Raw genomic sequence first — 26,272 nt, 5'->3', positions numbered from 1 at the left:
TGGAAGATAACGTCAGAAGTCGTAACGTGCGGTGAATTTTACTGCACGCCCGCTATCCGGATAGATACCGCCGGCGCAACCGAAAGCCTGCGAGAAATAATCCTTGCCGGTCAGGTTGCTGCCCGTGAGCGCGAACTCCCATGCGCTCACCCGCACGGCGTAACGCGCGTCGAAGATGGTGTACGACGGCATGCGCGCATTGCAGGTGTTGCTGAAGTCGCTGCCGTAGCGCTGTGCAGCCGCCCACAGCACGCCGGCGTTGGCGGTCTGCTTGCCGTAATTCCAGTTCAGGCGGGCGGATGCCGTGTTCTTCGGCACCAGCACCATTTCCTTGCCGGCATTGGGGCCGCCGGTGAAGGTGGCGACGACATGCTGGAAATTGGCTTTCAGGCTGAAGTCCTGATTCAGGCGCGCAGCGGCTTCCAGCTCGACGCCCTGGCGCTTGGTCGGATCGAGGTTGACGTTGGCGCCGAACGCGCCGACAGTCGGATCGAAAAACAGCTCATCCTTGAGACGATGGCGGAACCACTTGAGCGTGGCGTTGTTGTCTGCGCCGCCCAGCGTCGCGCCGAACTCCAGGTCGTGCGAAGTCTGCGGCTTGAGGATCTGCCCTGTCGCCAATGCAGTGAAACCGTTCTCGTCGGCAGTCGGCAGACGATAGCTTTGCCCGGCCTTACCGAACATGCGCACGGAAGGCACGATCGCATGGCTTGCCTGCGCATCCCAGGCGTTGACGCCCTGCCCCTTGTCGTAGCCGCCGGCGACACTCTTCTTGTCGAATACTTCACGCCGCACGCCGAGCGCGATGCGCGTGTCCCCGGCGATCTGCAATTCGTCGCGCACATAGGCGGCGCGCGCCGTCTGCGAGGCGTCGCTGCTGCCGTTGACATTGCCGATCTGCCATTCGGAATAATCGATCCCGGCGACCAGCTCATTCTTCAGCATGCGGCCTTCGGCGACATGGCGCAGGCGCGGCGAGAATTGCGTGGTGCGGCTGCGCACTTCGGTGACGGCGGCGCCGCTATAGCTGGAACGGGAAATTTTCTCCCGATGGGAAAGCTCCGCAGCGACATCGAAGGCGCCCAGTTTGCGTTCGAAGAAAGCAGTGATGCGATCGCTGTCGTAAGCGCCGTAGTCCTTCGGACTGCTCGCCTGGCGCGGATTGGCGAGGAATTGCGCCATCGACAGCGAACCGGCCAGACCGTAGTTGGCGCGCGCCAGATCGACGCGCAGTCCGAAGCGGCCTTGATTGGAAAACCACTGGGCTGCGCCGCTGAAATTTTCCTGGTTGCTGTAGTTGTTGTCGCGATAGTTGTCGGCGTGCTGTTTGCTGTAGGCGGCGTTGAGCGCAAAGCCGTCCCATCCTTTGGAGACGCTGGCGCGGCCGCTGCGCAGGCCGTAGCTGCCGGCTTCGCCGACGATGGCGCCGTGCACGGCGTCGGCCGCCGGCCGTTTGGTGATGATCTGTATCGTGCCGCCGGTAGCGCCGCCGCCGTACAGCACGCTGCTACCGCCGCGCACGATCTCGATGCGTTCGACGCTGTCGATGGGCACCGACGACAGCAAGGCGGTCGACAATTCGTTTTCCGACAGGCGCACGCCATCGATCAGGATCACCATGTTCTGATCGCCGTTGCTGCCGAAGCCGCGCATGTCGAGCGCGTAGTCTCCCGGCCCTGCCAGACTCTGGCGGCCATACACGCCGCCGAGCTTGCGGATTGCTTCGTTGACGTTGTCGATGCCGGCGTTGCGGATCTCATCGGCGCTGATGACGGTGGCCCCCACCGGGCTGAATGCGGGGTCGTTGGGAAAGCGCGACGCCGTCACCACGACCGGCGTGAGATTGGCATCTGCTGCAGCGTTTGCTGCGGTTTGCGCTGCGGCAGCCTGGATTGAACATAGCGGCAAGGCGGCAGACGCCGCGACGGCGTGACCGGCGACGGCACGCCAGGATAAAGCGGAATGTTTCATGATCTGTTTCTGATAAGCACCTCCGGCCTGCCTCCCCGCAAGCCGGATTAAATTTGAAGGTATGACCTTCCCTCGTCTGGCCGGTATCCGGGCTGCAAGCAGGCAAAAAATGGCCGAAAAAACAACAGCCGCGCCGACTGCCATGCCTTCCCATGCGTCCGGGCTTTGCTTCCGGCCGGGACAAGCACAGTGGCGAACCATGGCAGTCTGCTGTCGGAGGCGACAGCGCTTGCTTACCGTTGCGGGGGCAGCGTACGTTGGCGGAGAGACAATGCAACGATGACATCTCCGCGCCGTACTTCCCGTTTAACTCGCGCAACTGTGGGCGCGCATGCGCCGGCGAGCACCAAAACGGCGCAATTGTATGCGGCAACGCCACTCCCGGCAAACTGTTGTGACAAACAAAGGGCGCTTGCAGTAAGATTGTCTGCAAACCAACATCCCTGTCATAACGCCATTGAAATGGGGAATTTTCATCGCTTTTTCGCCGATGGAGCAGCTTGACAGGGCCTTATAATCCGTTCAACAAATAGCGGGAGTCCGCCTCGACCGAGGCGTCACTCGGGGAAATCAGCAACAGTAAACATCGGTGCGGCAAGCAGACTGGGCGGACGCGTGTCCTACAGGTCTGGCGTTCCCGGCCGATATCCATTGACGACATGCATTGCCTGAGCCATCTGTCAGAACAGGAGCTTCTATCACCGGACCATCTCGTCGAAACCCCATGTAATTCAGTTGTGAAAGATTGTCTGCATCTGCGGCAGAAGCAAATAACGCATCAAATTTGTATGGAGAAAAGAAGATCATGAGTGACGATGTTGATTTAGAGGCACTATTCGACGAGATTTCGGCGCAATCGCTGCCTGCGGCGACTGCAGCAGCGGCGCCCGCCTCGTCCGCGAGCCCGGCTGCATCGGTGGAAGATCAGTCCGACAAACCCATGTACGAACGTCTGGGCGGCATCGTCCGCCTGCTGCACGACTCCATGCGCGAACTCGGCTATGACCGCTCGCTATCGGACGTCGCATCGCAGATCGGCGACGCACAAGGCCGTCTGGAACACGTCGCCACACTGACCGAACAAGCCGCCAACAAGGTGCTCAATTCGATCGATGCCGGCATGCCAGCCCAGGACGCGCTAGCCAGCAAGGCCAAGGACATCGACGATCGCTGGGCACGCCTGTTCGCAGGTCAGATGACCATCGACGAATTCAAGAACCTGGCCAACGATTCCAAGAAATTCTCCGCCGCCGTCATCGAAGCGACCGAGGTCGAAAAGGCCCGCATGCTGGAAATCATGATGGCGCAGGACTTCCAGGACATCACCGGCCAACTGATCAAAAAGATTGTCGGCATCACCGCCATTGCTGAACGAGAGCTGGCGCAACTGCTGCGCGACAATGCGCCGCCGGAAGTCAAGGCGGCGATTGAAAAACCGGTGGAGCTGCTGAACGGCCCTTCCTCGCCAGGCTCGGCCATGGTGCAGAATGATGTGGATGACTTACTCGCTAACCTGGGGTTCTAATGGATGACGAAATGCTCAAGGATTTTGTCGTTGAGGCCTTAGACCTCGCGACTAACGTTGAAGAGCATCTGTTGACTCTTGAACGTCATCCTGACGACCTGGAAATTCTCAACGCGGTTTTCCGCGCCTTCCATACCATCAAGGGTGGTGCTGGCTTCGTCAATCTGCCGGCCATGGTATCGGCCTGTCACCTGACGGAAAACCTGTTCGACGCCCTGCGTAACGGCAAAGCGCCGGTCACGCCGCTGGCGATCGAAGCGGCGTTGCAGGCCAGCGGTTTTGTCGCCGATCAGCTCAATGAGCTGTCCAACGGCGCCGACCCTGCCAGCCTGGCTTCCATGCCGCAAGATCTGGAAGACATTCTGACGCAAGCCATCGAAGGCAAGGATGCGCCGGTCGCGGCAGCGCCTGCGGCCGCTCCGGTTGCTGCTGCGCCTGCAGCTCCTGCTGCGGTGTCGACGCCTTCCGCCAACGGCGGCGCCAGCGTGCTCGGAGCAGACGGTTCGCTCGACTGGAATGCCTTGTATCAGGCGGTTTCCGGCGGCGCAGGCGATGCACCTGCCAGCGCGGCTGCGACTGCGGCGGCTGTTGCCGATGCGTCCGCTGACGCTGCGCCTGAAGAAAGCGCAGCGGTCTCCAGCCATCCCAAATCGCTGCCCTCGGCCACGCCGAAGCCGGCTGCTGCCGCAGCGCCTCCGGCCCGTCGTGCCACCGACAACCAACCCGGCAACGCCAAGGAAGAAAGCATCCGTATCGATGCCGGCAAGCTCGACGCGCTGCTGGAAGTTGCCGGCGAATCGGTGCAGGCCGCCAACCAGGCTGCCGTGCTGCTGGAAAAGCTGCAACAGTTCAAGTTCGAAGGCACCGCCGCTTCGCTGATGTCGACGCTGGCCGAAACGCTCGGCCGTGCATCGCGCTACTCCAGCGAACTGCAACGCGCCACGCTGTCGACGCGCATGCAGCCGGTCGGCCGCCTGTTCCAGAAGTTCCCGCGACTGGTGCGCGAACTGGCCAAGGATCTGGGCAAAGACGTCGATCTGGCGATCTCCGGCGCGGAAACCGAAGTCGACCGCGTCGTCGTGGACAGCCTCTACGATCCGCTGGTCCACATGCTGCGCAATTCGCTCGATCACGGTATCGAAACCGACCGCGCCGCCGCCGGCAAGCCGAACAAGGCAACCATCTCGCTCAAGGCATGGCAGGAAGCCAGCAGCGTCATGATTGAAATCTTCGACGACGGCAAGGGCATGGATCCCGATTTCCTGCGCAAGAAGGCGATCGGCAAGGGTCTGATCGGCGAACACGAAGCGCAAAGCCACGACGAAGCACTGCAACTGGTGTTCCTGCCGGGCTTCTCGACCAAGGAAGTGGCCTCGAGCGTGTCCGGCCGCGGCGTCGGCATGGACGTGGTGAAGACTGCGGTGGAAAAACACCGCGGCACGATCCGCATCGATTCCACGCTGGGCGTCGGCACCCGCTTCTCGATCCGCCTGCCGATCGAATTGTCGATCATCCCGACCATGCTGGTGCGCACCGCCGGTGCGGCGCTGGCCTTGCCGATGGCTGTTGTGGAACGCGTGGTGGAATTGCCGGCCGACTTCGACGAAGTCGGCGGCGCGCCGGTGTTGCGCGACCAGGGCCGTCCGCTGCCGGTGCATTCGCTGGCCGGCGTGCTCGGCTATGAGCCGGGCAGCGAACGCGTTGGTATCGTCATGGCTGTGCCGCATCCTTACATCCTCGGCGTCGAAGCCGTGGAAGGCACCGCCGATCTGGTCATCAAACCGCTGACCGCAATCCAGACCAACGGCATTACTGGTACCGCGCGCTCCGCCGAGGGCGAACTGGTGCTGGTGGTGGGCTTGTCCTTCCTGCTGGAAGGCTGCCGCTCCTCTGCCAAGGCTGTCGCACAAGTCTGAACAGAAAGCTCGGAAGCAAAATAAAAAAGCTGAGGCCGTTCGCGGTCTCAGCTTTTTTTATGGCCTCAGGCCAGGGCAATCTTCAGTGATGCGGCGGCGCGTACCGCGCCGACAGCGCCTCATACAGCGGCGGCGCAAAGAAGCGCGACACCCGGCTGGCCAGCAAAGCTGTGGCCATCAGTGAAATCACCAGCGCGTGGCCGTTGATCATCTCCATCACGATCACGAAGGCGGTGATCGGCGACTGCGTCACCGCCGCCAGATAGCCCACCATCGCCAGCGCAATCAGCATCGACAGCGAGGTGTGGTCGAACACCATGTGCAGCAGGTTGCCGAAACCGGCGCCGATCGACAGCGACGGCGCGAAGATGCCGCCCGGAATCCCCGGCAGGTACGACCCCACCATCGACGCCATCTTGGCCAGCGGATACCACGCCGACAATTGCGTCTGATTGCTCAACAGGCCCTTGGCCTCGGCATAGCCGCTGCCGAAGGTCATGCCGCCGGCGCAGATGCCGACAATCGCCACGACCAGCCCGCACAATGCGCCAAACATGACCGGCCGTTCGGCGCGCAAGGTGCGCAAGGGCGCGGGAATCCATTTGTGCGTATTGAGCAGCAGCCAGCAAAAGATGCCACCCGCCACGCCCATCAGCACGCCGCTGACGACCACGGCGACGATCAGCTCGCGTGCACTGTCGTTGCCTGCGTTGATGGTGCCGAAATAGGTGTAGTTGCCGTTCAGGCCGAGCGCGACGACGCCGGCAAAGATGATGGTGGTGATGACGATGCCGCTGGCGCGCTGCTCGAAGTTGCGCGACAGCTCTTCAATCGCGAACACGATGCCGGCCAACGGTGTATTGAAGGCGGCCGACAGACCCGCGGCCGCGCCGGCCAGGATCAGGCGTTTTTCCAGCAAGGCGCTGGGCCGCGGGTAAAAGCGCCGCATCTGGAACATCAGGGCGGCGCCCACCTGCACTGTCGGTCCTTCGCGGCCGATGGTGAAGCCGCCGAGGATGCCGAGGAAGGACACGCCGATCTTGCCGGCGAGGATTTTCAGGGACAGCAGTTTGGGGGCGCGCTTGGCATGCAGCTCGCCCTCTTCGCCGAGCGAGGCGATGACCTGCGGAATGCCGCTGCCTTCCGCCCCCTGGAAGAAGCGCCGCGTCAGCCACACGCACAAGGCGCTCATGGCCGGCGTCAGGATCAGCGGCAACCATTCGTGGCCGCGCTGCATCATGCGGAACATCTCAAAGCCGAAATCAATCAGCCAGGCGTACATCACCGCCACCAGACCGACCAGCACCGCTCCGGTCCAGAGTATCCCGTATTGCAGCCAGAGTCGGCGCACACGGCGCAAGGTGTGGCCATGCAGGCCGGCAAGCATTCGCATCATTGCATCAGTTCCGGATCATCGGCCTGCGCTACAGCAAACAGACTGCAAGCAAACTCAATCAAAATTCGTCAAAGTTCGTACATGTCCTTCTCGCCTTCCATGACCTGCGCAATCAACTTGCGATTGAGGGTCGGGGCGAGCAATTCGATGAAAGTGTAGACATAGCTGCGCAGGTAAGCGCCCTGCTTGATCGCCACGCGCGAGACATTGGTGCCGAACAGATGGCCGGCGGGGATCGAGCGCAATCCGCGGTCGCGCTCGCCGTCGAACGCCATGCCGGCGATGATGCCCACGCCCATGCCGAGCTCGACATAGGTCTTGATGACGTCGGCGTCGATGGCTTCGAGCACGATGTCCGGTTTCAGGTCGCGCAGGGTGAACGCGTGGTCGATCTTGCTGCGGCCGCTGAAGGCGGCGTCGTAGGTGATCAGCGGGTAGCTGGCGATTTCTTCCAGCGACAGGTTCTTGGACTTGAGCAAGGGATGCTCGGGCGGCACCACGACCACATGTTCCCATTGATAACATGGCAAAGAGACAAGTCCTTCGCCCGAGGCCAGCGCCTCGGTGGCGATGGCGATGTCGGCCTGGTCGTTGCGCACCATCTCGGTAATCTGCTTGGGATTGCCTTGCAGCAACGACAACCTGACCTTGGGATACTTCTGCGTGAAGGCCTGCACCACCTTCGGCAGCGAATAGCGCGCCTGGGTGTGGGTGGTGGCGATGGTGAAGCTGCCGCTGTCGTGGGCGGCGAATTCCTTGCCGATGCGCTTCAAGCCGTCGACTTCCTGCATGATCAGCTCCACCGAGCGCAACACCGCGCGCCCCGGCTCGGTCAGGCCGCGGATGCGCTTGCCGTGACGCGTAAAGATATCGACGCCGAGTTCTTCTTCCAGTTCGATGATGGCCTTGGAGACGCCCGGCTGCGAGGTGTACAGCGCCTTGGCGGCTTCGGTGAGATTGTAGTTTTGCCTTACCGCCTCCCTGACGAAGCGGAATTGATGCAGATTCATGACCCGTCCTTCAATGTATTCAAAACCAGTTCAATGTCTGTAGCGCGAGGTCTCACGGCCTCGCAACAAGGCTTTGAGCCGATTCTCGGCGACCGTATTTGCATATGCCGAATGTGCATATAAGCAAATAAATAGTAAGTAGTTTGGTTTAGGGCCTAAGTTTATTACGATTCGACCTGTTATAGACGAGGTGTTATGACTGTTTCTTATGTAGTCAGCGGTTTTGCTGTCGGATTGCTGGTCGGATTGACCGGAGTCGGCGGCGGTTCGCTGATGACTCCCTTACTGACGCTGCTGTTCGGCATCCACCCCAGCGTGGCGGTCGGCACGGACCTGGCTTTCGCTTCGGCAACGAAGACGGCCGGGACGTTTGCGCATCGTTTCAAGGGCACCGTGCGCTGGGACATCGTGCGCCGCCTGTCCTACGGCGCGCTGCCGGCGGCCGTGGTCGCCACCTTGTTGCTGAAGTATTTCGGCGCCGTCAGCGACAGCATCAGCCTCGTCATTCGCTATTCCATCGCGGTATCGGTTTTCCTGACCGTGATCGCCCTGCTGTTTAAGAGTAAACTTCAGGCATGGCTGAATGCCCATCCGGAGCGCCACTTGCAAGGCCGGCAACTGACCAATGCAACCATCGCGGCCGGCGCCGTGCTCGGCATCCTGGTAACGATCTCGTCGATCGGCGCCGGCGCCGTCGGCGCCACGCTGCTGGTGCTGCTGTATCCGCGCTTGTCGCCCGCCGAGATCGCCGGCACCGATATCGCGTATGCGGTACCGCTGACGGCCATCGCCGCATTCGGCCACTGGTGGCTGGGCTCGATCGACTGGAGCCTGCTGGGCGCCTTGTTGCTGGGTTCGGTGCCGGGCATCACCATCGGTTCGCTCGCTGCGCGTGCGGTACCGGAGAAGTTTTTGCGTGGCCTGCTGGCAGTTACGCTGACGAGCGTTGCCTTGAAGTTGGTTTGGTAGGCTGATTTAGGTTTTTTAATCACACGGAATCTCGACTGCAAGATTCCGACAAGACGTTAACAGGGACCACAAGATGTACCGCTATGACCAATACGATCACCTGATCGTCAAAGAGCGCGTTGCACAGTATCGAGATCAAGTGCGCCGCCGCCTCTCCGATGAACTGATCGAAGACGAATTCCGCATCCTGCGCCTGCAAAACGGCCTGTACCTGCAACGCCACGCCTACATGCTGCGCATCGCGGTGCCCTACGGTCTGCTGGCGTCGCGCCAGGTCCGCATGTTCGCCCACATCGCGCGCAAGTACGACCGCGGCTACGGTCACTTCACGACACGCCAGAACATCCAGTTCAACTGGATCAAGCTGGAAGAGTCGCCGGACATCCTGGCCGAACTCGCCACGGTCGAAATGCACGCCATCCAGACTTCCGGCAACTGCATCCGCAACACCACTTCGGACGAACTGGCCGGCGTCGCCGCCGACGAGATCGTCGATCCGCGTCCGTACGCCGAACTGATCCGCGAGTGGAGCACCTTCCACCCCGAGTTCGCTTACCTGCCGCGCAAATTCAAGATCGCCATCAGCGGTTCCGAGCAAGACCGTGCGGCGACTGCCGTGCACGACATCGGCCTGCATGTGATCAAGAACGAAGCCGGCGAAGTCGGTTTCCGCGTGCTGGTCGGCGGCGGCATGGGCCGTACGCCTATCCTCGGCAGCCAGATCCGCGACTTCCTGCCGTGGAAGCACGCGATGTCCTATCTGGAAGCGATTTTGCGCGTGTACAACCAGTACGGTCGCCGCGACAACATCTACAAGGCCCGCATCAAGATTCTGGTCAAGGCCATCGGCCCTGAAGAATTCGCGCGCCAGGTCGAAGAAGAATGGCTGCACATCAAGGACGGCCCGTCGACGCTGACCGAAGAAGAACTGCAACGCGTGGCGAACTACTTCACCGAGCCGGCCTATGAAACCCTGCCGGCCGCGGACGCTGAATACGAGCGCCTGAAGGCCGAAGACAAGGGCTTCGCCAACTGGATCAAGCGCAACGTCAAGGAACACAAGGTCCCCGGTTATGCAGCCGCGATTTTGTCGCTGAAGAAAACCGGCGTGCCGCCGGGCGACATCACCGCCGACCAGCTGGACTTCGTCGCCGACCTGGCAGACCGCTACAGCTTCTCCGAACTGCGCGTCACGCATGAGCAGAATCTGGTGCTGGCCGACGTCAAGCAAAGCGCACTCTACGCGCTGTGGAAAGAAGCCAAGGCGCACGGCCTGGCGACACCGAACATCGGCCTGCTGACCGACATCATCTGCTGCCCCGGCGGCGATTTCTGCTCGCTGGCCAACGCCAAGTCGATCCCGATTGCGCAAGCCATTGCAGAACGTTTCGACAACATCGACTTCCAGCACGACATCGGCGACATCGAGCTGAACATCTCGGGTTGCATCAACGCCTGCGGCCACCACCATGTCGGCAACATCGGCATCCTGGGCGTCGACAAGGACGGCGCCGAGTGGTACCAGGTCTCGCTGGGCGGCGCGCAAGGCAACACCTCGAGCATCGGCAAGATCATCGGCCCGTCGTTCTCGGCGCATCAGATGCCGACCGTGATCGACCGCCTGCTGCAGGTCTATGTCAAACAACGCATCGAAGACGAACGTTTCATCGACACCGTGCGCCGCGTCGGCGTCACGCCGTTCAAGGATTTCGTCTATGCAAGCCCGATCAAAGCCGATCATGTCACTGGAGAAGACGTCTGTGCCTAATCTGATTAAAGACAAAGTCGTCATCAGCGATGACTGGACCGTACTGCGCCTGACCGAAGGCGAAACGCCGGAAGGCGTCGCCGTCCCCGCAGGCAAGATCATCGTGCCGCTGAAGGTATGGCAGGCGCAACGCGCCGCGCTGCAAGGTCGCAAGGAACTCGGCGTCTGGTTTGCCAGCGACGAGCGTCCGGAAGAGCTGAAAGACGATTTGGGTCCGTTCCAGGTCATCGCCGTGGACTTCCCCAAGTTCGCCGACGGCCGCGGTTACTCCATCGCCTACAACCTGCGCGCCCGCCTCGGCTACACCGGCGAGCTGCGCGCCGTCGGCGACGTGCTGCGCGACCAGTTGTTCTACATGCAGCGCGTCGGCTTCAACGCCTTCGCCGTGCGTGCCGACAAAGACATCCACGATGCCTTGAAGGGCCTGACCGATTTTTCGGAAAAGTACCAGACCTCGTGGGATGAGAAGAACCCGCTGTTCCGTCGCGCCAAGCGTGAGACGGTTGCCACCCGCGATTAATTGTCAAATCAAGGGAAGAGAGAGTAACGCCATGTCCGAACAAGCTTTGCAAGCGCTCATTGGAGCTACCCGCGCCACGCTGGAAAAGATCGCCGCCGAGTACACCCCGGCCGTGTTCGCCTCCAGCATGGCGGCGGAGGACATGGTGCTGACCGACATGATCCTGCGCGGCAAGTTGCAAGACAAAATCGGCATCTTCACGCTGGAAACCGGCCGCCTGCACAAAGAGACGCTGGGCATGCTCGACACCATCAAGGAAACCTACGACTACGACGTCACGCCGTATCGTCCGGAACCTGCCGCCGTCGAGCAATATGTCGCGCAGAACGGTCTCAACGCCTTCTACGACAGCGTCGAGATGCGCAAGGAATGCTGCCGCATCCGCAAGATCGAGCCGCTCAACCGCGCGCTCGCCGGCAACAAATCCTGGATCACCGGCCAGCGCCGTGCGCAGTCGGTCACCCGCGCGGCGCTCGACGTGCAGGAGGACGATCCGGCGCACGGCATGGCCAAGTTCAATCCGCTGGCAGACTGGTCGGAAGAAGACGTCTGGCAATACCTGCGCGACCACAAGGTGCCGTACAACCCGCTGCACGACCAGGGTTATCCGTCGATCGGCTGCGAACCCTGTACCCGCGCCATCCAGCCGGGCGAGGATGTGCGCGCCGGCCGCTGGTGGTGGGAAAATCCCGACTCCAAGGAATGCGGCCTGCACGTGGTGGACGGCAAGCTGATCCGCATCAAGTCGCAGACCGCCCCGGCCTGATTTTTTCCGCAGCAAACAACACATGTCGATGCGCGGTATTGCCGCCATCGCAGTACACGATATTCCGATATCCGTTTTACATTCGACTTGAACCAAAGGTCATCGTATGAACACAGCAGTTGAACAACTTTTCCTGGACAACGCCAGCAGCCGTCATCTTGACTGGCTGGAGTCGGAAGCCATCCACATCATGCGCGAAGTCGCGGCCGAGTGCAGCAACCCTGCCCTGCTGTTCTCCGGCGGCAAGGATTCCGTGGTGCTGCTGCGCATCGCCGAGAAGGCGTTCCGCCCCGGCAAATTCCCGTTCCCGCTGGTGCACATCGACACCGGCCATAATTTCCCGGAAGTGATTTCCTTCCGCGACCAGCGCGCCGCCGAACTCGGCGAAAGGCTCGTCGTGCGCTCGGTCGAAGATTCGATCAAGCGCGGCACCGTGCGCCTGCGCAATCCGCTGACCGATTCGCGCAACGCTGCGCAAGCCGTGACGCTGCTGGAAACGATTGAAGAATTCAAGTTCGACGCCTGTATCGGCGGCGCACGCCGCGATGAAGAAAAGGCGCGCGCCAAGGAACGCATCTTTTCCTTCCGCGACGAGTTCGGCCAATGGAATCCGAAGGCGCAACGCCCGGAACTCTGGGATCTCTACAACACCCGCGTCCATCCGGGCGAAAACATGCGCGTGTTCCCGATCTCGAACTGGACCGAGCTCGACGTCTGGCAATACATCGCCCGCGAAAAACTGGCGCTGCCGCCGATTTACTTCGCGCATGAGCGCCAGGTGATCCCGCGCAACGGCCTGCTGGTGCCGCTGACCGACCTGACCCCGGCCAAGGAAGGCGAAACCGTCGAGAACCGCATCGTGCGCTTCCGCACTGTCGGCGATATCTCCTGCACCTGCCCGGTGGCATCCGATGCCGCATCGGTGGAAGCCATCATCGCCGAAACCGCCGTCACCCAGATCACCGAACGCGGCGCGACGCGCATGGACGACCAGACCTCCGAAGCGTCGATGGAAAAACGTAAAAAAGAAGGATATTTCTGATGAATGCCGCTGTTGCCGAAAAAGACCTGAACACAACCTCGCACGAACGCGGCCTGCTGCGCTTCATCACCGCCGGTTCGGTGGATGACGGCAAGAGCACGCTGATCGGCCGCCTGCTGTTCGACAGCAAGGGCATCTTCGCCGATCAGCTCGCGTCCATCTCGCGCGCCAAGCACAAGCGCACCGTGGGCGACACCATCGATCTGTCCTTGCTCACTGACGGCCTGGAAGCCGAGCGCGAACAAGGCATCACCATCGATGTGGCCTATCGTTATTTCGCCACGCCCAAACGCAAGTTCATCATTGCCGACACCCCGGGTCACGAGCAGTACACTCGCAACATGGTGACCGGCGCCTCGACCGCCGACGCGGTGATCATCCTGATCGACGTCTCCAAGGTCAAGCTAGGTGACGACGGCAGCGTGGAATTGCTGACGCAGACCAAGCGCCACTCGACCATCGCTCACCTGCTGCAAATCCAGCACGTGGTAGTCGCGGTCAACAAGATGGATCTGGTGAACTATGACCAGACCGTATACGACCGCATCGTCGGCGCGTATCAGGAATTCGCGGCGCAACTGGGCTTGAAGGACGTGCGTCCGATTCCCCTGTCAGCACTGGCCGGCGACAACGTCGTGAGCGCCGGCGACAAGTTGTCCTGGTACAAGGGCCCGACGCTGATCGAGCTGCTGGAGTCGCTGTCGGTGTACGAAGACGCGCACGAAGAGCCGTTCCGCTTCCCGGTGCAACTGGTGGCGCGCCACAACGGCCATGAGGCCAACGATTTCCGCGGCTACATGGGCCGCATCGAAGCCGGCAAAGTCAGCAAGGGCGACAAGCTGCTGGTGCAACCGAGCGGCCAGAGCGCCACGGTCAAGGACATCCTGACGCTGGACGGTTCGCTGCAGTCGGCAACGGCCGGCCAGTCGGTGACGATCCTGCTGGACGAATATCTGGACATTTCACGCGGAGACATGCTGGCATCCGCTGAGCAAGCGCCAACGCTGCTCAAGACCGTCAACGCCGACCTGTGCTGGTTGTCCGAAGATGCGCTCGATCCGCGCCGCAAATACTGGCTCAAGCACACCACCAAGCAAGTAGCGGCGCGCGTGTCCAAGGTCGACACCTTGCTCGACATCAATACGCAGCAGCGCCATCCGGCCGAATCGCTCAAGCTGAACGACATTGCCCGCGTCTCCATCAACGTGCAACAGCCGATTGCTGCGGACAGCTACGACGCCATCCGCGCCACCGGCGCCTTCATCCTGATCGATGAAGTCACGCATCAGACGGTTGCCGCTGGCATGATCCGCCTGGATGCCTGATAATCTCTGCTGTCGCGTTCTACCCGCCGATTTGGACGGAACGCGCAGCAGCCGGTATCAGCCGGGCTGCGATCTTTTTCATTTTTTCGTATGAGCTCAGCCCCAGCCAATCTGTCAACGCCTCCTGTATCCGTCCAGCCCATCGGCAAGGTCTATCTGATCGGCGCCGGTCCCGGCGCAGCCGACCTGATCACCGTGCGGGGGGCGCGTCTGCTTGCCCAGGCCGATGTCGTCCTGCACGATGCGCTGGTCACCGAAGAGATGCTGGAGCTGTGCCCGCAAGCCGTCAAGATCTCCGTCGGCAAACGCAGCGGCCAGCGCTCCACTGCGCAGCAAGTCATCAATGAACGCCTGATCGAATGTGCGCACCAGTACCGCCTGGTGGTGCGCCTGAAAGGCGGCGACCCGATGCTGTTCGGCCGCGCCGATGAAGAATTGCGCGCGCTCGACAGCCAGAATATTGCTTACGAAATCGTCCCAGGCATCACCGCCGCGCTGGCAGCCGCATCGTCGGCGCAGCGCCCGCTGACCAAACGCGGCATCGCCCGCAGCGTGTCCCTGTTCACCTCCAGCACGGCGCCGGACGAACCGGGCGAATTCATCATGCCCAACGGCGACACCCTGGTGCAATACATGGGCGGCCGCGAAGCGACGGCGACGGCGCAACGCCTGCTGTCGCTCGGGTATGCCCGGACGACGCCGGTGGTGGTAGTGGAAAATTGCAGCCGCGACAACGAGCGCATCCTCGATCTGGAACTCGGCACGCTGGAACAGGGCCTGACCCAGTGCAGCGGCCCGGTGCTGGTCATGATCGGAGAAGCGCTGGCCAACCGCAACTGAACAGCAGCTGAACCGCCCTGCAACGACGCTTATTTCTCTGAGCACATCCCATGCACCTGTTACACGACTCCAGCGCCCCCGCCGCCGCACCGATCGCCTTCGACGATTTCCTCAAGGTCGATATCCGCATCGGCACCGTCATCTCCGCCGATGCCTTCCCTGAAGCCCGCAAACCGGCCTACAAGCTGAAGATCGACTTCGGACCGGCCATCGGCATCAAGCAAAGCAGCGCGCAGATCACGGCGCACTATCAGCCTGATCAACTGGTGGGCAAGCAAGTGGCGGCCGTGGTCAATTTTCCGCCGCGGCAGATCGGCAAGTTCATGTCGGAAGTGTTGACGCTGGGATTCCCGGATGCCCGGGGAGAAGTGGTGTTGTTCGCGCCCGATCAGGCCGTGCCTGACGGTTCGCGTTTGTTCTGATCGATCAAGAACCGACTTTGGCGATGCAGTAGTTCGCCAATGCCTGCAGCACGCCGGCATCTTCGCCGGCCGCTTCCGCCACCTGAAATCGGATGCCGGGGTGTGCTTGCTGCAGTTGTTCAACCAGTACCGGCAAATCGCGCCGGACATGTCCGCCCTGCCCCAAGAACACCGGTACGATCGTCACCTGCTGCGCGCCGTCGGCAATCTGTTGCGCGGCGAGCTGCGGCAAGTCCGGCGTCATCAATTCCAGAAAAGCCAGCTCTACCGCCACCTCCGGCAGGCTGGCCTGCGTCAGCGCGCGCAGGCGGCGAAACGGCTCGGCCCAATTGGGATCGCGGGCGCCGTGCGCGAACAGGATCAGCGATTTTTTCATCGTGGTCAACGCCGTTCAACCCAGCGCAGCGCGACAATCGCCATGAGCATGAACAAGGTGCTCGGCAAGGCCGCCGTCAACAGCGCCGGCCAGCTGTTGAGCAGCCCCAGATGCGAGAACAGATTGTTGATCAGCTGGAAGCTGACGCCGATCATGATGCCGGTAAAGATCTTCAGGCTGACGCCGCCGGCGCGGAAATGCAGATACGCAAACGGCAACGCCAGCGCCATCATGACGAAGATCGACAGCGGATAGACAACCTTTTTCCAGAACGCGATTTCATAGCGCTCGGTGCGCTGGTTGTTGGCTTCCAGATGCTTGGTGTAAGCGCGCAAATCGTAGGCCGACATGCGGTCCGGATCGGCAAACAGCACCGACAGAATTTCCGGCGTCACCTCGGAAACGAAGGTGATCGTCTTGTTCTTGCTGGTCGTGATCGGCGAGGTGATCGCGCTGGCCTTGTTGTCGGTGATGAAAGTCGTCTTCTGCACGTCGGTCAGTTGCCACACATGATCGCCCTGATAATCGCCGCGCGCGGCAACGATCATGTCGGACATGTGGAAATCCTTGTCCAGCTCGTAGATCTTCACGCCTTCCAGCATGCCGTCAGGCGTCATGCGCTGGATGTTCAGAAAGCGCGTGCCGATGACATTGCCTTCGAGACCGGCGTCTTTGATCACGTCCTTGGCCCACAGACCGGAGCGGAATTGTTGCGACAGCGAAGAACCTTGCGCCTGCAGTTTGAGCTTCTCGCCGAACTCGGTCGTTTTCGGAGCAACCAGTTCCCCGAACAAGATCGTGAAAATGGCGAAGCCCAAGCCGATCTTGGCCAGGGCTTTGGCAGTCATGCGCGTCGACATGCTGGACACGCGCATGATGGTGAACTCCGAATTGGCGGCGAATTGCGCCAAGGCATAGATAGTGCCGATCAGCACCGCTGTCGGCATCAGTTCATAGACGTTGCCCGGCAAACCCATTGCCACATACAGCAACGCGGTTTGCAATTGGTAGCCGTTGCGGCCGACCGCTTCCAGCTGCCCCATCAGTTCAAAGAAAGCAAACAGCGCCAGAAAAGCAGCCAGTGCAAAGGCCACCGAGCGCACGATCTCGGCGGTGATATAACGTTGTAAGACTCTCATCAGCCCTGCCGTTTCAGAGTAAGCGCACGGCGCATGCCGGACCACAGGACGGCCGGGTGATAGCGGCTGTTGACCTTCAGCCGCCAGAAGAACAACGCGACCACGATCAGCGCCACCACCAGATGCGGCGGCCACCATCCCAGCATGAACGAGATGCGGTTTTGTCCCACCGACGACTGGAACACGCTGACGGTATTGCTATAGACGACGAACAGCAGCAACGCAACCAGCAGGCCGATGGAGCGGCCCGCGCGCGGGTTGACGAAGGACAGCGGAATCGCCAGCAGGATCAGCGTCAGCGCCATCAGCGGCAAGGCCATGCGCCACAGCATCTCGCCCCGGCTGAAGCTGTTGTTTTGCATCAGCAGGTCCCAGCTTTGCAATGCCCGCACCGATTTCTCGCCGGCTGCGGCCTGGGACTGGCCGCCGACCAGCAGGCCGTAGCGTTCGAATTCCACCATCTGGAAATCGGGTTGCGTCGGCACGCCGTCGTAGCGCCGGCCTTTGCTCATGACGACGAATTTTTCACCATCCTTGTCGACTTCCATCTCGCCTTCTTTGGCGACCACGATACTGTTCTTGCCGTCGCGGAAGGTGTTCACGAAAATGTTCTTGACCTTGCTGGCGTCGCCGGAAATACCTTCGACGAAGAAGATGCGGTTGGCCGTTGCCGACTCCTGGAATTTGCCGGGTGAAACGCGGGCGATGTCTTCGCGCTTTTCAAACCGTTCGCGGAACTGCGCGCTTTGCTGGTTGGCCCAGGGCGTCGCGACAAAGCTCAGGATGCCGGTGAGCAGGATGATCGGCCAGCCGAAACGCAGCACCGGCTTGATCCAGCGCGTCAGGCTCAGGCCGCAGGCGAACCAGACCACCATTTCGGAATCCTGATAGCTGCGAGTGACAACGAGCAGCACCGAGATGAAGCCGGTGAGGATCAGGATGATGGGCATGTAGTTCAGCGCCTGGAAACCGATCAGCGCGAGCACGTCCTGCGAGTTGACCTGTCCGCCGGCCGCCTGACCGAGGATCTTGATCAGCATCACGGTGAGGATGATGGTAAATAGCGTTGTGAACACTGCGCCGGCGGTGCTCATCAATTCGCGTCGAAGAGCGCGCTCAAAAATCATTCGGGGCTTATAATCACAAGGGTCAATGAAGCAGGAAATGAAACAAAAAACGAAGCAAAAACATGAAGCAGAATCCGAAGCAAATACTGCTGAAGACGAAGCGAAACAGCAAACTAAGGACAAGCGATGGACTTTAGCATAAAAACATTGGACGCAAAAACCTCCGTCACCGCTGCCAAGACCGGCACGCTCGTGGTTGGCGTCTTTGAAAACCGCAAGCTGACACCGGCTGCACAAGCATTGGACAAGATGGGCGCAATCGCCAGCGCGCTCAAATCCGGCGACATCACCGGCAAACCCGGCACCACCCTGCTGCTGCGCGGCCTGACCGGCGTCGCCGCAGAACGCGTGCTGCTGGTCGGCCTGGGCGCCGATGAAGAGATCGCAGACAAAAGTTTCTCCTCTGCAACGCAAGCCGCCGTGCGCGCGCTGACAACCGTCGGCGCCAACGATGCGCTGGTCGTGCTGCCGCTGGACAAGATCAAGGGCCGCGACGCTGCCTGGGCCATCCGCGCCCTGGTGCTGGCTGCACGCGACAACAATTACCGCTCTGACGCCATGAAGAGCAAGAAAGATCCTGCTCCGACCGGCGTCAAGAAGATCGCCGTCGGCGTCTCCGCCACCGCGACGGCCGCCGCCAAGACCGGCCTGGCGGAAGCCGTGGCGCTGGCCAACGGCATGGAACTGAGCAAGGACCTGGCCAACCTGCCGGGCAATGTCTGCACCCCGACCTACCTCGCCAATACGGCGAAGAAGCTGGCCAAGGAATACAAGCTGGGCGTCGAAGTGCTCGACCGCAAGCAACTGGAAGCGCTCAAGATGGGCAGCTTCCTGTCGGTCACCAACGGCAGCGACGAGCCGCCGAAATTCATCGTGCTCAAGCACATGGGCGGCAAGGCCAAGGAAGCCCCGACCGTGCTGGTCGGCAAAGGCATCACCTTCGATACCGGCGGCATTTCGCTCAAGCCGGGCGCAGCCATGGACGAGATGAAGTACGACATGTGCGGCGCCGCTTCGGTGCTGGGCACCTTCCGCGCCATCGCCGAGCTGCAGCTGAAGCTCAACGTGATCGGCGTCATCCCTACCTGCGAAAACATGCCGTCGGGCCGCGCCACCAAGCCGGGCGACATCGTGACCTCGATGTCGGGCCAGACCATCGAAGTGTTGAACACCGATGCTGAAGGCCGCCTGATCCTGTGCGATGCGCTGACCTATGTGGAACGCTTCAAGCCGGCGGCCGTGGTCGATATCGCCACGCTGACAGGTGCTTGCGTGGTGGCGCTGGGCCATCACAACTCCGGCCTGTTCACACGCGAAGACGACGCCCACGATGCGCTCGCCAACGAATTGCTGGCAGCCGGCAAGACCAGCGGCGACACCGCATGGCGCATGCCGATCCAGGATGTTTATCAGGAACAGCTGAAGTCCAACTTCGCCGACATCGCCAACATCGGCGGTCAACCGGCAGGCAGCGTCACCGCCGCCTGCTTCCTGGAACGCTTCACCAAGAAGTACACCTGGGCGCATCTGGACATCGCCGGCACCGCATGGCGCGGCGGCGCGACCAAGGGCGCCAGCGGCCGTCCTGTGCCGCTGCTGACGACGTTCTTGCTGAACCAGGCGAAGAAGGCGCAAAAAGCGCGCGCATAAGTTTCACAGCGTCTGACGCGGTAACTTGCGAAGCCGTCATCTCTGCGATGACGGCTTTTTTTATCGGCATCGCCATTCCATCTGATACCGGCGTCCGGCATCGATGTCCCGCTAGCGCATGAACAGCGAGGCCAGCAGCAGGCCGCTGCACAACACCCCCGGCAACGCCGCACAATACAGCTGCCACGGCATCGCGAGGTCATTGCTTCGCCGCCGGCGCAACCAGGCCGCCAACATCGTCGCCAGCAACAGCACCGGCGCGGCGGCCAACAGCATGGTCAACGTATCGCGATAGGCCTGCAAATTGACCGGCTGAGCGAAGCTGAACAGGCATTTCACAACATCGTCGCCGCGCTGCAAAAGCCGGGCGTCAAGGATATCCAGGACATTGACGACGATGAACAAAAACAGATGCACCGGTATCGCCAGGGCGACCAGGATCAGGCGCTCGGACGCATGCAAAGGCAATGCGGCAGCGTCGCCGGCGATGATGCGGGCGAGACGGCGATTGCCCTCCCACAGGGCAACGAGGGGAAGATACAAACAACCGAACAAGGTCGTCGCACCGATAAAAGTCTCACCGAGACTGCCTTTGTCCTGCCGCATCAGGTAGTCCTGCATCAGAATGAACGCCGTCAGTCCTGTCGCCAGCGGCCACCAGCGCCGATTCCTGTATTGCCAGTAAAAAATCGCCGGCAATACCGCCATCGCCACGGCCGCCAGCAACAACAGCGCCAGCGCCGCCGCTCCGGGAACGCGCCCGTCGCGTGGAAACAACTGCAACAGTGAGGCCACCTGTGCCGCATAGGCTCCGGGAGTACGGCACAGCGCTGTGAAAAACAGGGACATGAGCGAGAACATCAGCGGGCACAAAAAACGGGAAGAAAAATCTTGGCGTCAGTCAGAACAGGTTCAGGAAAATCAACATGGAAATGAGATTCAGCCATCCATCTCCTCACCTCCCAGCTCCGGCCAAAGCTTGTTCCAGTCATCGGGAAACAGCATCTTGCGCGTGATCACGCCCTGCGATTCGCGCTCCAGGCAAACCGCAATCAGAGGGGAACAAGGCCGATTGCCGTAGCCGATCTGGCGCAGGTATTCGAACGACGTACCGCAACGTGCGGCAAGTTCGCGGCGCTTTCCCGGCGGTAAAGAATTGAGATAGGCAATCAGTGTCATATTGATAATTTAGCATTTGCTACACACAAGTCAAGCAAAAGCTAATTTACCAAATGCTAAATATGCGTTCAAATGCCGACATGAACATGCATGAACATCGACGCCGCCGGCTGCAGACACTCATTGCCGACCACTACGGCGGTGACCGCAAGACCTTTTGCGATGCGGCGGAGATGAGCGAATCGCGCCTGGCGCAACTGCTCTCGTCGTCGTATCGGGACGGCCAGAGTTTCGGCGAAAAGGCAGCGCGCGTACTGGAAAGCAAACTCGGCCTTGCGGATTTGTATTTCGACCTCCTGGCCGCGGGCGAAAGCGCTGTGCAGTATGCATCTCAGCGACTTGCGGCGGCAGATGTGCGGATAGCCGGATCGATTGCAATCAGCCAGGTCAGCCTGAAACTGACGCCCGGTTCGACACGCCTCAAATCGACGGCCGTCAGTCCGACGCTCTGCGACTGGCGATTTCCCCCGGAGTGGTTCGAGGAGCGCCAGCTGTCCGCCGACAAACTGATGGCGATCAGCGTCACGGACGCCAGCATGGCGCCGGTGCTCAAAGTCGGCGACGTGGTTGTGGTCAATACGGCCGATACCGGCATCCTGGACAACGCCGTGTACCTCGTCAATTGCCATGGCGAAGCCGTCATCAAGCGCATGGCGCTGGACTTCGGCCGCTGGTATCTGACTTCGGACAACACCAGCCGCAAACAATATCAACGCCAGGAATTCGACGAAAAGAAAGACGCAGTCATCGGCCGCGTCATCCTGATGGCCAGCGAACAACTCTGAGGATCAGCGCGGCATATGGCGCAAGCTCCAGGCCCAGAACAGCAAGGCCAGCAGGCTGACGCCCGCGCCCAGTGCACAAACGCCCATCCAACCCCACAGCGCGAACGCCGAGGTCGACAAGACCGCACCGGCGCCGCTGCCGACCGCGTAAAAAATCATGTAACACGCCACCAGCCGGCTGTGCGAGCCGGTATTGGCGCGAAAGATCATGCTCTGATTGGTGACATGAATCGCCTGCGCCGCAAGATCCAGCGCCACGATACCGGCCGCCAGCGCCCACAGGCTGTACGGTAGCATCGCCAGGGGCAGCCAGGACAACAGCAGCAAGATCAGCGCCGCACCGCTGGTCCACTGCCCCCGCCCCTTGTCCGCCAGTTTTCCGGCGCGCGCGGCGCCCAGCGTGCCGACGACGCCGATCAGGCCGAATGCGCCGATGGCCGCATGCGAGAGTGCATAGGGCGGCGCGCGCAACGGCAACACCAGGGCGCTCCAGAAGATGCTGAACACGGCAAACATCAACATGGCGATGACGCCGCGCAGTTGCAGCACCCGGTCGCGCCACAGCAGGACCGCCATCGATCCCAGCAACTGCGGATAAGACAGGCGTTCGACCAGCAAGCCCCGCTGCGGCAACCGCCCCTGCAGCAGCGCCAGCATCAGTGCGGCCAGCGCCGCCGAGACGAAATACACCATGCGCCAACCGGCGACATCCGCGACCAGCCCCGCCATGGTCCGCGCCAGCAGCAGACCGACCACCACCCCCGCCTGTGCCGTGCCGACCACGCGCCCGCGCTGCTCAGGCGCCGCCAGCACGGCTGCATACGCAATCAATCCCTGCGTCATGGCGGTACCCAGCATCCCGACGATCAGCATGCCGAGCAGTAGCAAAGCAGGTGAAGAAGCCAGTCCGACGCCGACCAGCGCGACCAGCAGCAGCGACAGCTGCGTCAGCGTCAGGCGGCGCCGGTCCAGCAGATCGCCCAGCGGCACCAGCAGAATCAGCGCCAGCGCAGAACCGGCCTGTGTTGCCGTAATGACTACGCCGACTGCCGCCTGGGTAAAGCCGAATTCCGCGGCAAAGGCATCCAGCAAGGGCTGGGCGTAGTACACGTTGGCCACGCTCACGCCGCAAGCCATGGCAAACAGCCACACCATGGCGCGCGGCATGGATGCCGCATGACTTGCAGCGAGGCTCCCGGCGCCATGACGGGCGCCTGCCATATCCGCTGAACAAGTCCCTGCATCTCCCTGGTTTCCGGCCATGTATCCCCCTTCTGTCGGCGCGATTTGCGCAGAGTCAATGTAGTTTCAAATTAAAACCAGTTGAAGTGTAGGTGAGCGAGTTCTAAAATGCAACCATTGGACATGCATGAGGAAGCAGCAAAACAATGGCAAAGCGGAAAAGTCTGAAGAGCGATCCCTGTCCGGTGGCGCGATCCATCGACGTCGTCGGCGACCGCTGGGCGCTGCTGATCATCCGCGACGCCTTCGACGGCATGCGGCGTTTCGGCGAGTTCCAGAAAAGCCTGGGCGTGGCCAAGAACATCCTCTCCACGCGCCTGCGCGACCTGGTCGAGGCCGACATCATGACGGTCGTACCGGCCTCGGACGGCAGCGCCTATCAGGAATACATCCTCACCGCCAAAGGCAAGGAGTTATTCACGGTGGTGCTGGGCCTGCGCCAATGGGGCGAAGGCCATCTGTTCAAGAAAGGCGAAGCCTGCGCGCCGATGGTCGAACGCGACAGCGGCAAACCCGTACCCAAGATAAAATTGCACACCTGCGACGGCAAGCCCCTGAAACCGGAAGACACCGTCATCAAAAGAAAAGCCAAGCGCGCCGAAGCCAAAGCACAATAAAGCGGAACTGCGCGGTCCGCTTCAATAACAGAACAGAGAAACCGGGCTTTCCGGTTTCATCAACAAGAAAGTCAACCATGAACAAAACTTTGCTCTGCACGCTGCTCCTGTCGCTGGCCGGCCATGCGTGCGCGCAAGAAGCCGCTCCCGATGCCGGCCTGCCCGATCATCTGACCGGCGACATCGGCCCCGGCGTGTTCCGCCTGGAGCGCAACATCCTCGGCAAGAGCGACAAGACCTCCGTGCTGCCTTACGCCTACTTCGATTACAAACGCTTCTTCGCCCGCCTGGACACCTTCGGCTTCAAGACCGTGAAGATGGGCGCTGGCTATCTCGAACTGGCGGCGCGCGTCAATTTCGACCACATGGATGCCGAGCGCGGACTGAACCGCCGCTCCAACTCGGTCCCGATCGGTATCGGCACCTTGCAGGAAACCCGTTTCGGCGCCTTCTTCCTGAACGCCTTCTATGACGTCAACAAGTCGCACGGCACGCTGCTGGAAGCCATCTACGCCGCACAGGTCGACGTCGGCCGCGCGCACATCTATCCGCAGGTGGGCATCGAACGCCGCAGCGCCTCCTATAACGACTATTTCTACGGCGTCACGGCCTCGGAATCCACTGCCAGCGGTTTCCGCGAATACCATGCCGGCGCATCGACCACGCCCATGCTCGGCCTGACCATTGAAATGCCGATCGCCGAAAACTGGGTAGGCAACATCACCTTCCGCCGCAAGTGGCTGGGCAACGGCATCGCCAACAGCCCGATCATCAATCACAGCACCGAAAACATGGGGCTGGTCGCGATCAACTATCACTTCAAGTAATCCGCTGCGCGATACGGATGCAACACGCAACCTTCCGTCGGAACACCATCCTGAGAGCCGCCATTGCAACGCTGGCGGCGCTGCTCTGGAACCTGCCGACGATCGCATTCGCCGCGCCGCCCGCCACGGTCTACTTCCCCTCGGGAGACGGCACCGAACTGGTGGGCTATCTGTTCCAGCCGCCCGGCGACAGCGCCATACCGCATCCCAGGCGTCCCGCCATCGTCATGCTGCACGGTCGCGGCGGCCCCTACTCCAGCATCGTCAACGCCAAATGCGCACGCGTCGGCCGCGACATGACTTCGCCCTGCAATGCAGGCACGCTCTCGCAACGGCACAAGATGTGGGGAGAATACTGGTCCAGCCGCGGCTACCTCGCCCTGCACGTCGACAGCTTCGGCCCGCGCGGCCGCGCCCATGGCTATGGCCGCAACTCGCATGACCTGCCCGAACGCCAGGCCGTCAACGAGATGACGGTGCGCCCGCTGGATGCCGAAGGCGCCCTCGCCTATCTGGCGGCGCGCGACGATGTGCAGAAGGAACGAATCATGCTGCAAGGCTGGTCCAATGGCGGCAGCACGGCGCTCAATGTGATGTATCGCCAGGCGCAGGGGCAGTCATCGGCCGCGCCCTTGCGCTTTCGCGCCGCGCTGGTGCTGTATCCGGGCTGCGGCGCACGCTCGCTGCTCACCAGGCGCTATCGCAGCGACACCGAAGTCTGGGTTTTTCTTGCCGAAAACGATGAAGAGGTGTCGCCGCGCAATTGCCTCAGCGTCATGCCTGCGAACGATCCGAACAAGCTGGTCAGCATGACTGAATATCCCGGCGCGACGCACGACTTCGACGATCCCGGCCGGGCGCGACAATCGGTTGCAGAGAACCGAGCCGCGCAAGAAGATATCTTGCAACGCGCCGCATCGTTGCTCGAAGCGCTGCCTGCAAAACCGGCCGGCAAAGACGAATAGTCGCGCCGTTACCGGACAGGCTTCCCGCCGGATGGGGTAATATCCGACTTCATCATTTTTACCGCTCATTGGTTCCAGTTATATATCGCACACCGGAATCGTCCGCACAAAGGCTTAGCTTGCTCATGAAAATCGCCACCTGGAACGTCAACTCCCTGAAAGTCCGCCTGCCTCAGGTACTGCAATGGCTGGGCGACAACCCCGTCGACGTGCTGTGCCTGCAAGAAACCAAGCTGACCGACGACAAGTTCCCGCTAGCGGAAATCAATGCCGCCGGCTATCAGGTGGTCTATACGGGGCAGAAGACCTACAACGGCGTCGCCATCCTGTCGCGCCACGCGATCAGCGACGTGGTCAAGAACAATCCGCTGTTTGAAGACGAGCAGCAGCGCATCATCGCCGCGACCATCGAGGGCGTGCGTTTCGTCTGCGCCTATATCCCCAACGGCCAGGCGCCGGACTCGGAGAAATTCCAGTACAAGCTGAAATGGCTGGCGGCATTGCACGAGTGGCTGGCGCAGGAACAATTGCAACATGAAAAGCTGGCGCTACTCGGCGACTACAACATCGCGCCGGAAGACCGCGACGTGCACGATCCAGCGGCATGGGTCGGCCAGAACCTGGTGTCGGAACCGGAACGCGCAGCCTTCCAGCATCTGCAAAAGATGGGCTTCACCGATGCTTTCCGCATGTTTGAGCAGCCGGAAAAGCTCTTCAGCTGGTGGGATTACCGCCAGATGGGTTTCCGTCTCAACAAAGGCATGCGCATCGACCATATTCTGCTGACCGCACCGCTGGCGGCGCAATGCACCGCCTGCATCATCGACAAGGTGCCGCGCAAGTGGGAGCAGCCGTCGGATCACACGCCTGTCGTTGCGACCATCGGCTGATCTCG

At 61.4% G+C, this 26,272-nt stretch carries 25 protein-coding genes and 1 riboswitch; of the genes, 16 read left to right on the top strand and 9 right to left on the bottom strand.

Annotated elements, in window-relative coordinates; translation table 11 throughout:
• Positions 1 to 12 precede the first annotated feature (12 nt).
• Positions 13 to 1,971, bottom strand: coding sequence for a TonB-dependent receptor family protein (locus AKL25_RS06590; protein WP_083444597.1), 1,959 nt, complete (start codon positions 1,969 to 1,971; stop codon positions 13 to 15).
• 61 nt (positions 1,972 to 2,032) lie between these two features.
• A riboswitch (cobalamin riboswitch) is annotated at positions 2,033 to 2,337 on the bottom strand.
• 439 nt (positions 2,338 to 2,776) lie between these two features.
• On the opposite strand from AKL25_RS06590, the gene AKL25_RS06585 reads away from it, so the two are divergent.
• Positions 2,777 to 3,496 carry a protein phosphatase CheZ gene (locus tag AKL25_RS06585; RefSeq protein WP_050476841.1) on the top strand — a complete coding sequence of 240 codons (720 nt, stop codon included), beginning with the start codon at positions 2,777 to 2,779 and terminating at the stop codon, positions 3,494 to 3,496.
• The gene (locus tag AKL25_RS06580) at positions 3,496 to 5,412 is read left to right on the top strand and encodes a chemotaxis protein CheA (protein ID WP_050476840.1); all 1,917 of its coding nucleotides are present in this window, start codon (positions 3,496 to 3,498) and stop codon (positions 5,410 to 5,412) included. Before AKL25_RS06585 ends, AKL25_RS06580 begins: the two co-directional genes overlap by 1 nt.
• A gap of 82 nt (positions 5,413 to 5,494) precedes the next feature.
• On the opposite strand, the gene AKL25_RS06575 is transcribed toward AKL25_RS06580, so the two are convergent.
• Complete coding sequence (locus AKL25_RS06575) at positions 5,495 to 6,808, bottom strand: chloride channel protein (protein WP_050476839.1); 1,314 nt, start codon at positions 6,806 to 6,808, stop codon at positions 5,495 to 5,497.
• A 68-nt stretch (positions 6,809 to 6,876) separates the two neighbouring features.
• The gene (locus AKL25_RS06570; RefSeq protein ID WP_050476838.1) at positions 6,877 to 7,818 is read right to left on the bottom strand and encodes a CysB family HTH-type transcriptional regulator; all 942 of its coding nucleotides are present in this window, start codon (positions 7,816 to 7,818) and stop codon (positions 6,877 to 6,879) included.
• 195 nt (positions 7,819 to 8,013) lie between these two features.
• On the opposite strand from AKL25_RS06570, the gene AKL25_RS06565 reads away from it, so the two are divergent.
• From AKL25_RS06565 to AKL25_RS06530, 8 genes are all read left to right on the top strand, one after another.
• Positions 8,014 to 8,787, top strand: a complete 774-nt coding sequence (locus tag AKL25_RS06565; RefSeq protein ID WP_050476837.1) for a sulfite exporter TauE/SafE family protein — start codon at positions 8,014 to 8,016, stop codon at positions 8,785 to 8,787.
• 73 nt (positions 8,788 to 8,860) lie between these two features.
• A complete protein-coding gene (locus AKL25_RS06560; RefSeq protein WP_050476836.1) occupies positions 8,861 to 10,555 on the top strand; it encodes a nitrite/sulfite reductase in 1,695 nt (564 codons plus the stop codon).
• On the top strand, positions 10,548 to 11,075 hold the full coding sequence (locus AKL25_RS06555) for a DUF934 domain-containing protein (protein ID WP_050476835.1): 528 nt from the start codon (positions 10,548 to 10,550) through the stop codon (positions 11,073 to 11,075). The genes AKL25_RS06560 and AKL25_RS06555 overlap by 8 nt, the downstream gene beginning before the upstream one ends.
• Positions 11,076 to 11,106: 31 nt before the next feature.
• Positions 11,107 to 11,841: a phosphoadenylyl-sulfate reductase gene (locus tag AKL25_RS06550; RefSeq protein ID WP_050476834.1), complete on the top strand. Its 735-nt coding sequence runs from the start codon at positions 11,107 to 11,109 to the stop codon at positions 11,839 to 11,841.
• Positions 11,842 to 11,947: 106 nt separating this feature from the next.
• Entirely contained in the window at positions 11,948 to 12,883 is a 936-nt protein-coding gene (gene cysD / locus AKL25_RS06545; protein WP_050476833.1) for a sulfate adenylyltransferase subunit CysD, read from the top strand.
• The gene (locus tag AKL25_RS06540; protein ID WP_050476832.1) at positions 12,883 to 14,208 is read left to right on the top strand and encodes a sulfate adenylyltransferase subunit 1; all 1,326 of its coding nucleotides are present in this window, start codon (positions 12,883 to 12,885) and stop codon (positions 14,206 to 14,208) included. Before cysD ends, AKL25_RS06540 begins: the two co-directional genes overlap by 1 nt.
• Before the next feature lie 90 nt (positions 14,209 to 14,298).
• On the top strand, positions 14,299 to 15,048 hold the full coding sequence (cobA, locus tag AKL25_RS06535; RefSeq protein WP_050476831.1) for a uroporphyrinogen-III C-methyltransferase: 750 nt from the start codon (positions 14,299 to 14,301) through the stop codon (positions 15,046 to 15,048).
• A gap of 50 nt (positions 15,049 to 15,098) precedes the next feature.
• Positions 15,099 to 15,470: a tRNA-binding protein gene (locus AKL25_RS06530; protein WP_050476830.1), complete on the top strand. Its 372-nt coding sequence runs from the start codon at positions 15,099 to 15,101 to the stop codon at positions 15,468 to 15,470.
• A gap of 4 nt (positions 15,471 to 15,474) precedes the next feature.
• On the opposite strand, the gene AKL25_RS06525 is transcribed toward AKL25_RS06530, so the two are convergent.
• The 3 genes from AKL25_RS06525 to lptF are packed head-to-tail and all read right to left on the bottom strand — an operon-like array spanning position 15,475 to position 18,112.
• On the bottom strand, positions 15,475 to 15,846 hold the full coding sequence (locus tag AKL25_RS06525; RefSeq protein ID WP_050476977.1) for a sirohydrochlorin chelatase: 372 nt from the start codon (positions 15,844 to 15,846) through the stop codon (positions 15,475 to 15,477).
• Between the two features lie 5 nt (positions 15,847 to 15,851).
• Positions 15,852 to 16,985 carry an LPS export ABC transporter permease LptG gene (gene lptG / locus AKL25_RS06520; RefSeq protein ID WP_050476829.1) on the bottom strand — a complete coding sequence of 378 codons (1,134 nt, stop codon included), beginning with the start codon at positions 16,983 to 16,985 and terminating at the stop codon, positions 15,852 to 15,854.
• Positions 16,985 to 18,112: an LPS export ABC transporter permease LptF gene (gene lptF, locus AKL25_RS06515; protein WP_050476828.1), complete on the bottom strand. Its 1,128-nt coding sequence runs from the start codon at positions 18,110 to 18,112 to the stop codon at positions 16,985 to 16,987. Before lptF ends, lptG begins: the two co-directional genes overlap by 1 nt.
• Positions 18,113 to 18,238: 126 nt before the next feature.
• Here lptF and AKL25_RS06510 point away from each other — a divergent pair, with 126 nt between their 5' ends.
• Complete coding sequence (locus AKL25_RS06510) at positions 18,239 to 19,762, top strand: leucyl aminopeptidase (protein WP_050476827.1); 1,524 nt, start codon at positions 18,239 to 18,241, stop codon at positions 19,760 to 19,762.
• 111 nt (positions 19,763 to 19,873) lie between these two features.
• Here the strand turns inward: AKL25_RS06510 and AKL25_RS06505 are convergent, their stop codons facing one another.
• Positions 19,874 to 20,611, bottom strand: coding sequence for a hypothetical protein (locus AKL25_RS06505; RefSeq protein ID WP_157050515.1), 738 nt, complete (start codon positions 20,609 to 20,611; stop codon positions 19,874 to 19,876).
• A 90-nt stretch (positions 20,612 to 20,701) separates the two neighbouring features.
• Entirely contained in the window at positions 20,702 to 20,941 is a 240-nt protein-coding gene (locus tag AKL25_RS06500) for a transcriptional regulator (RefSeq protein ID WP_050476825.1), read from the bottom strand.
• An 86-nt stretch (positions 20,942 to 21,027) separates the two neighbouring features.
• On the opposite strand from AKL25_RS06500, the gene AKL25_RS06495 reads away from it, so the two are divergent.
• Positions 21,028 to 21,726 carry a S24 family peptidase gene (locus tag AKL25_RS06495; RefSeq protein WP_240475664.1) on the top strand — a complete coding sequence of 233 codons (699 nt, stop codon included), beginning with the start codon at positions 21,028 to 21,030 and terminating at the stop codon, positions 21,724 to 21,726.
• 3 nt (positions 21,727 to 21,729) lie between these two features.
• On the opposite strand, the gene AKL25_RS06490 is transcribed toward AKL25_RS06495, so the two are convergent.
• Positions 21,730 to 22,947, bottom strand: coding sequence for an MFS transporter (locus AKL25_RS06490; protein ID WP_420840701.1), 1,218 nt, complete (start codon positions 22,945 to 22,947; stop codon positions 21,730 to 21,732).
• 167 nt (positions 22,948 to 23,114) lie between these two features.
• On the opposite strand from AKL25_RS06490, the gene AKL25_RS06485 reads away from it, so the two are divergent.
• The 4 genes from AKL25_RS06485 (at position 23,115) to xth (ending at position 26,267) form a co-directional block, all read left to right on the top strand.
• Positions 23,115 to 23,585, top strand: a complete 471-nt coding sequence (locus AKL25_RS06485; protein ID WP_050476823.1) for a winged helix-turn-helix transcriptional regulator — start codon at positions 23,115 to 23,117, stop codon at positions 23,583 to 23,585.
• 77 nt (positions 23,586 to 23,662) lie between these two features.
• Positions 23,663 to 24,412, top strand: coding sequence for a MipA/OmpV family protein (locus tag AKL25_RS06480; RefSeq protein WP_050476822.1), 750 nt, complete (start codon positions 23,663 to 23,665; stop codon positions 24,410 to 24,412).
• 17 nt (positions 24,413 to 24,429) lie between these two features.
• Positions 24,430 to 25,377, top strand: a complete 948-nt coding sequence (locus tag AKL25_RS06475; RefSeq protein WP_083444595.1) for a dienelactone hydrolase family protein — start codon at positions 24,430 to 24,432, stop codon at positions 25,375 to 25,377.
• Positions 25,378 to 25,502: 125 nt separating this feature from the next.
• Positions 25,503 to 26,267 (top strand): exodeoxyribonuclease III, encoded by a 765-nt coding sequence (xth, locus tag AKL25_RS06470; protein ID WP_050476821.1) that lies wholly within the window; start codon positions 25,503 to 25,505, stop codon positions 26,265 to 26,267.
• The last annotated feature ends 5 nt before the right edge of the window (positions 26,268 to 26,272 follow it).

Origin of the sequence: Herbaspirillum rhizosphaerae (assembly GCF_001189965.1) — a bacterium.
GTDB lineage: Bacteria > Pseudomonadota > Gammaproteobacteria > Burkholderiales > Burkholderiaceae_D > Herbaspirillum > Herbaspirillum rhizosphaerae.
The sequence above is the reverse complement of the archived record's forward strand: the minus strand, read 5'-3'. Positions and strand labels throughout refer to the sequence as shown.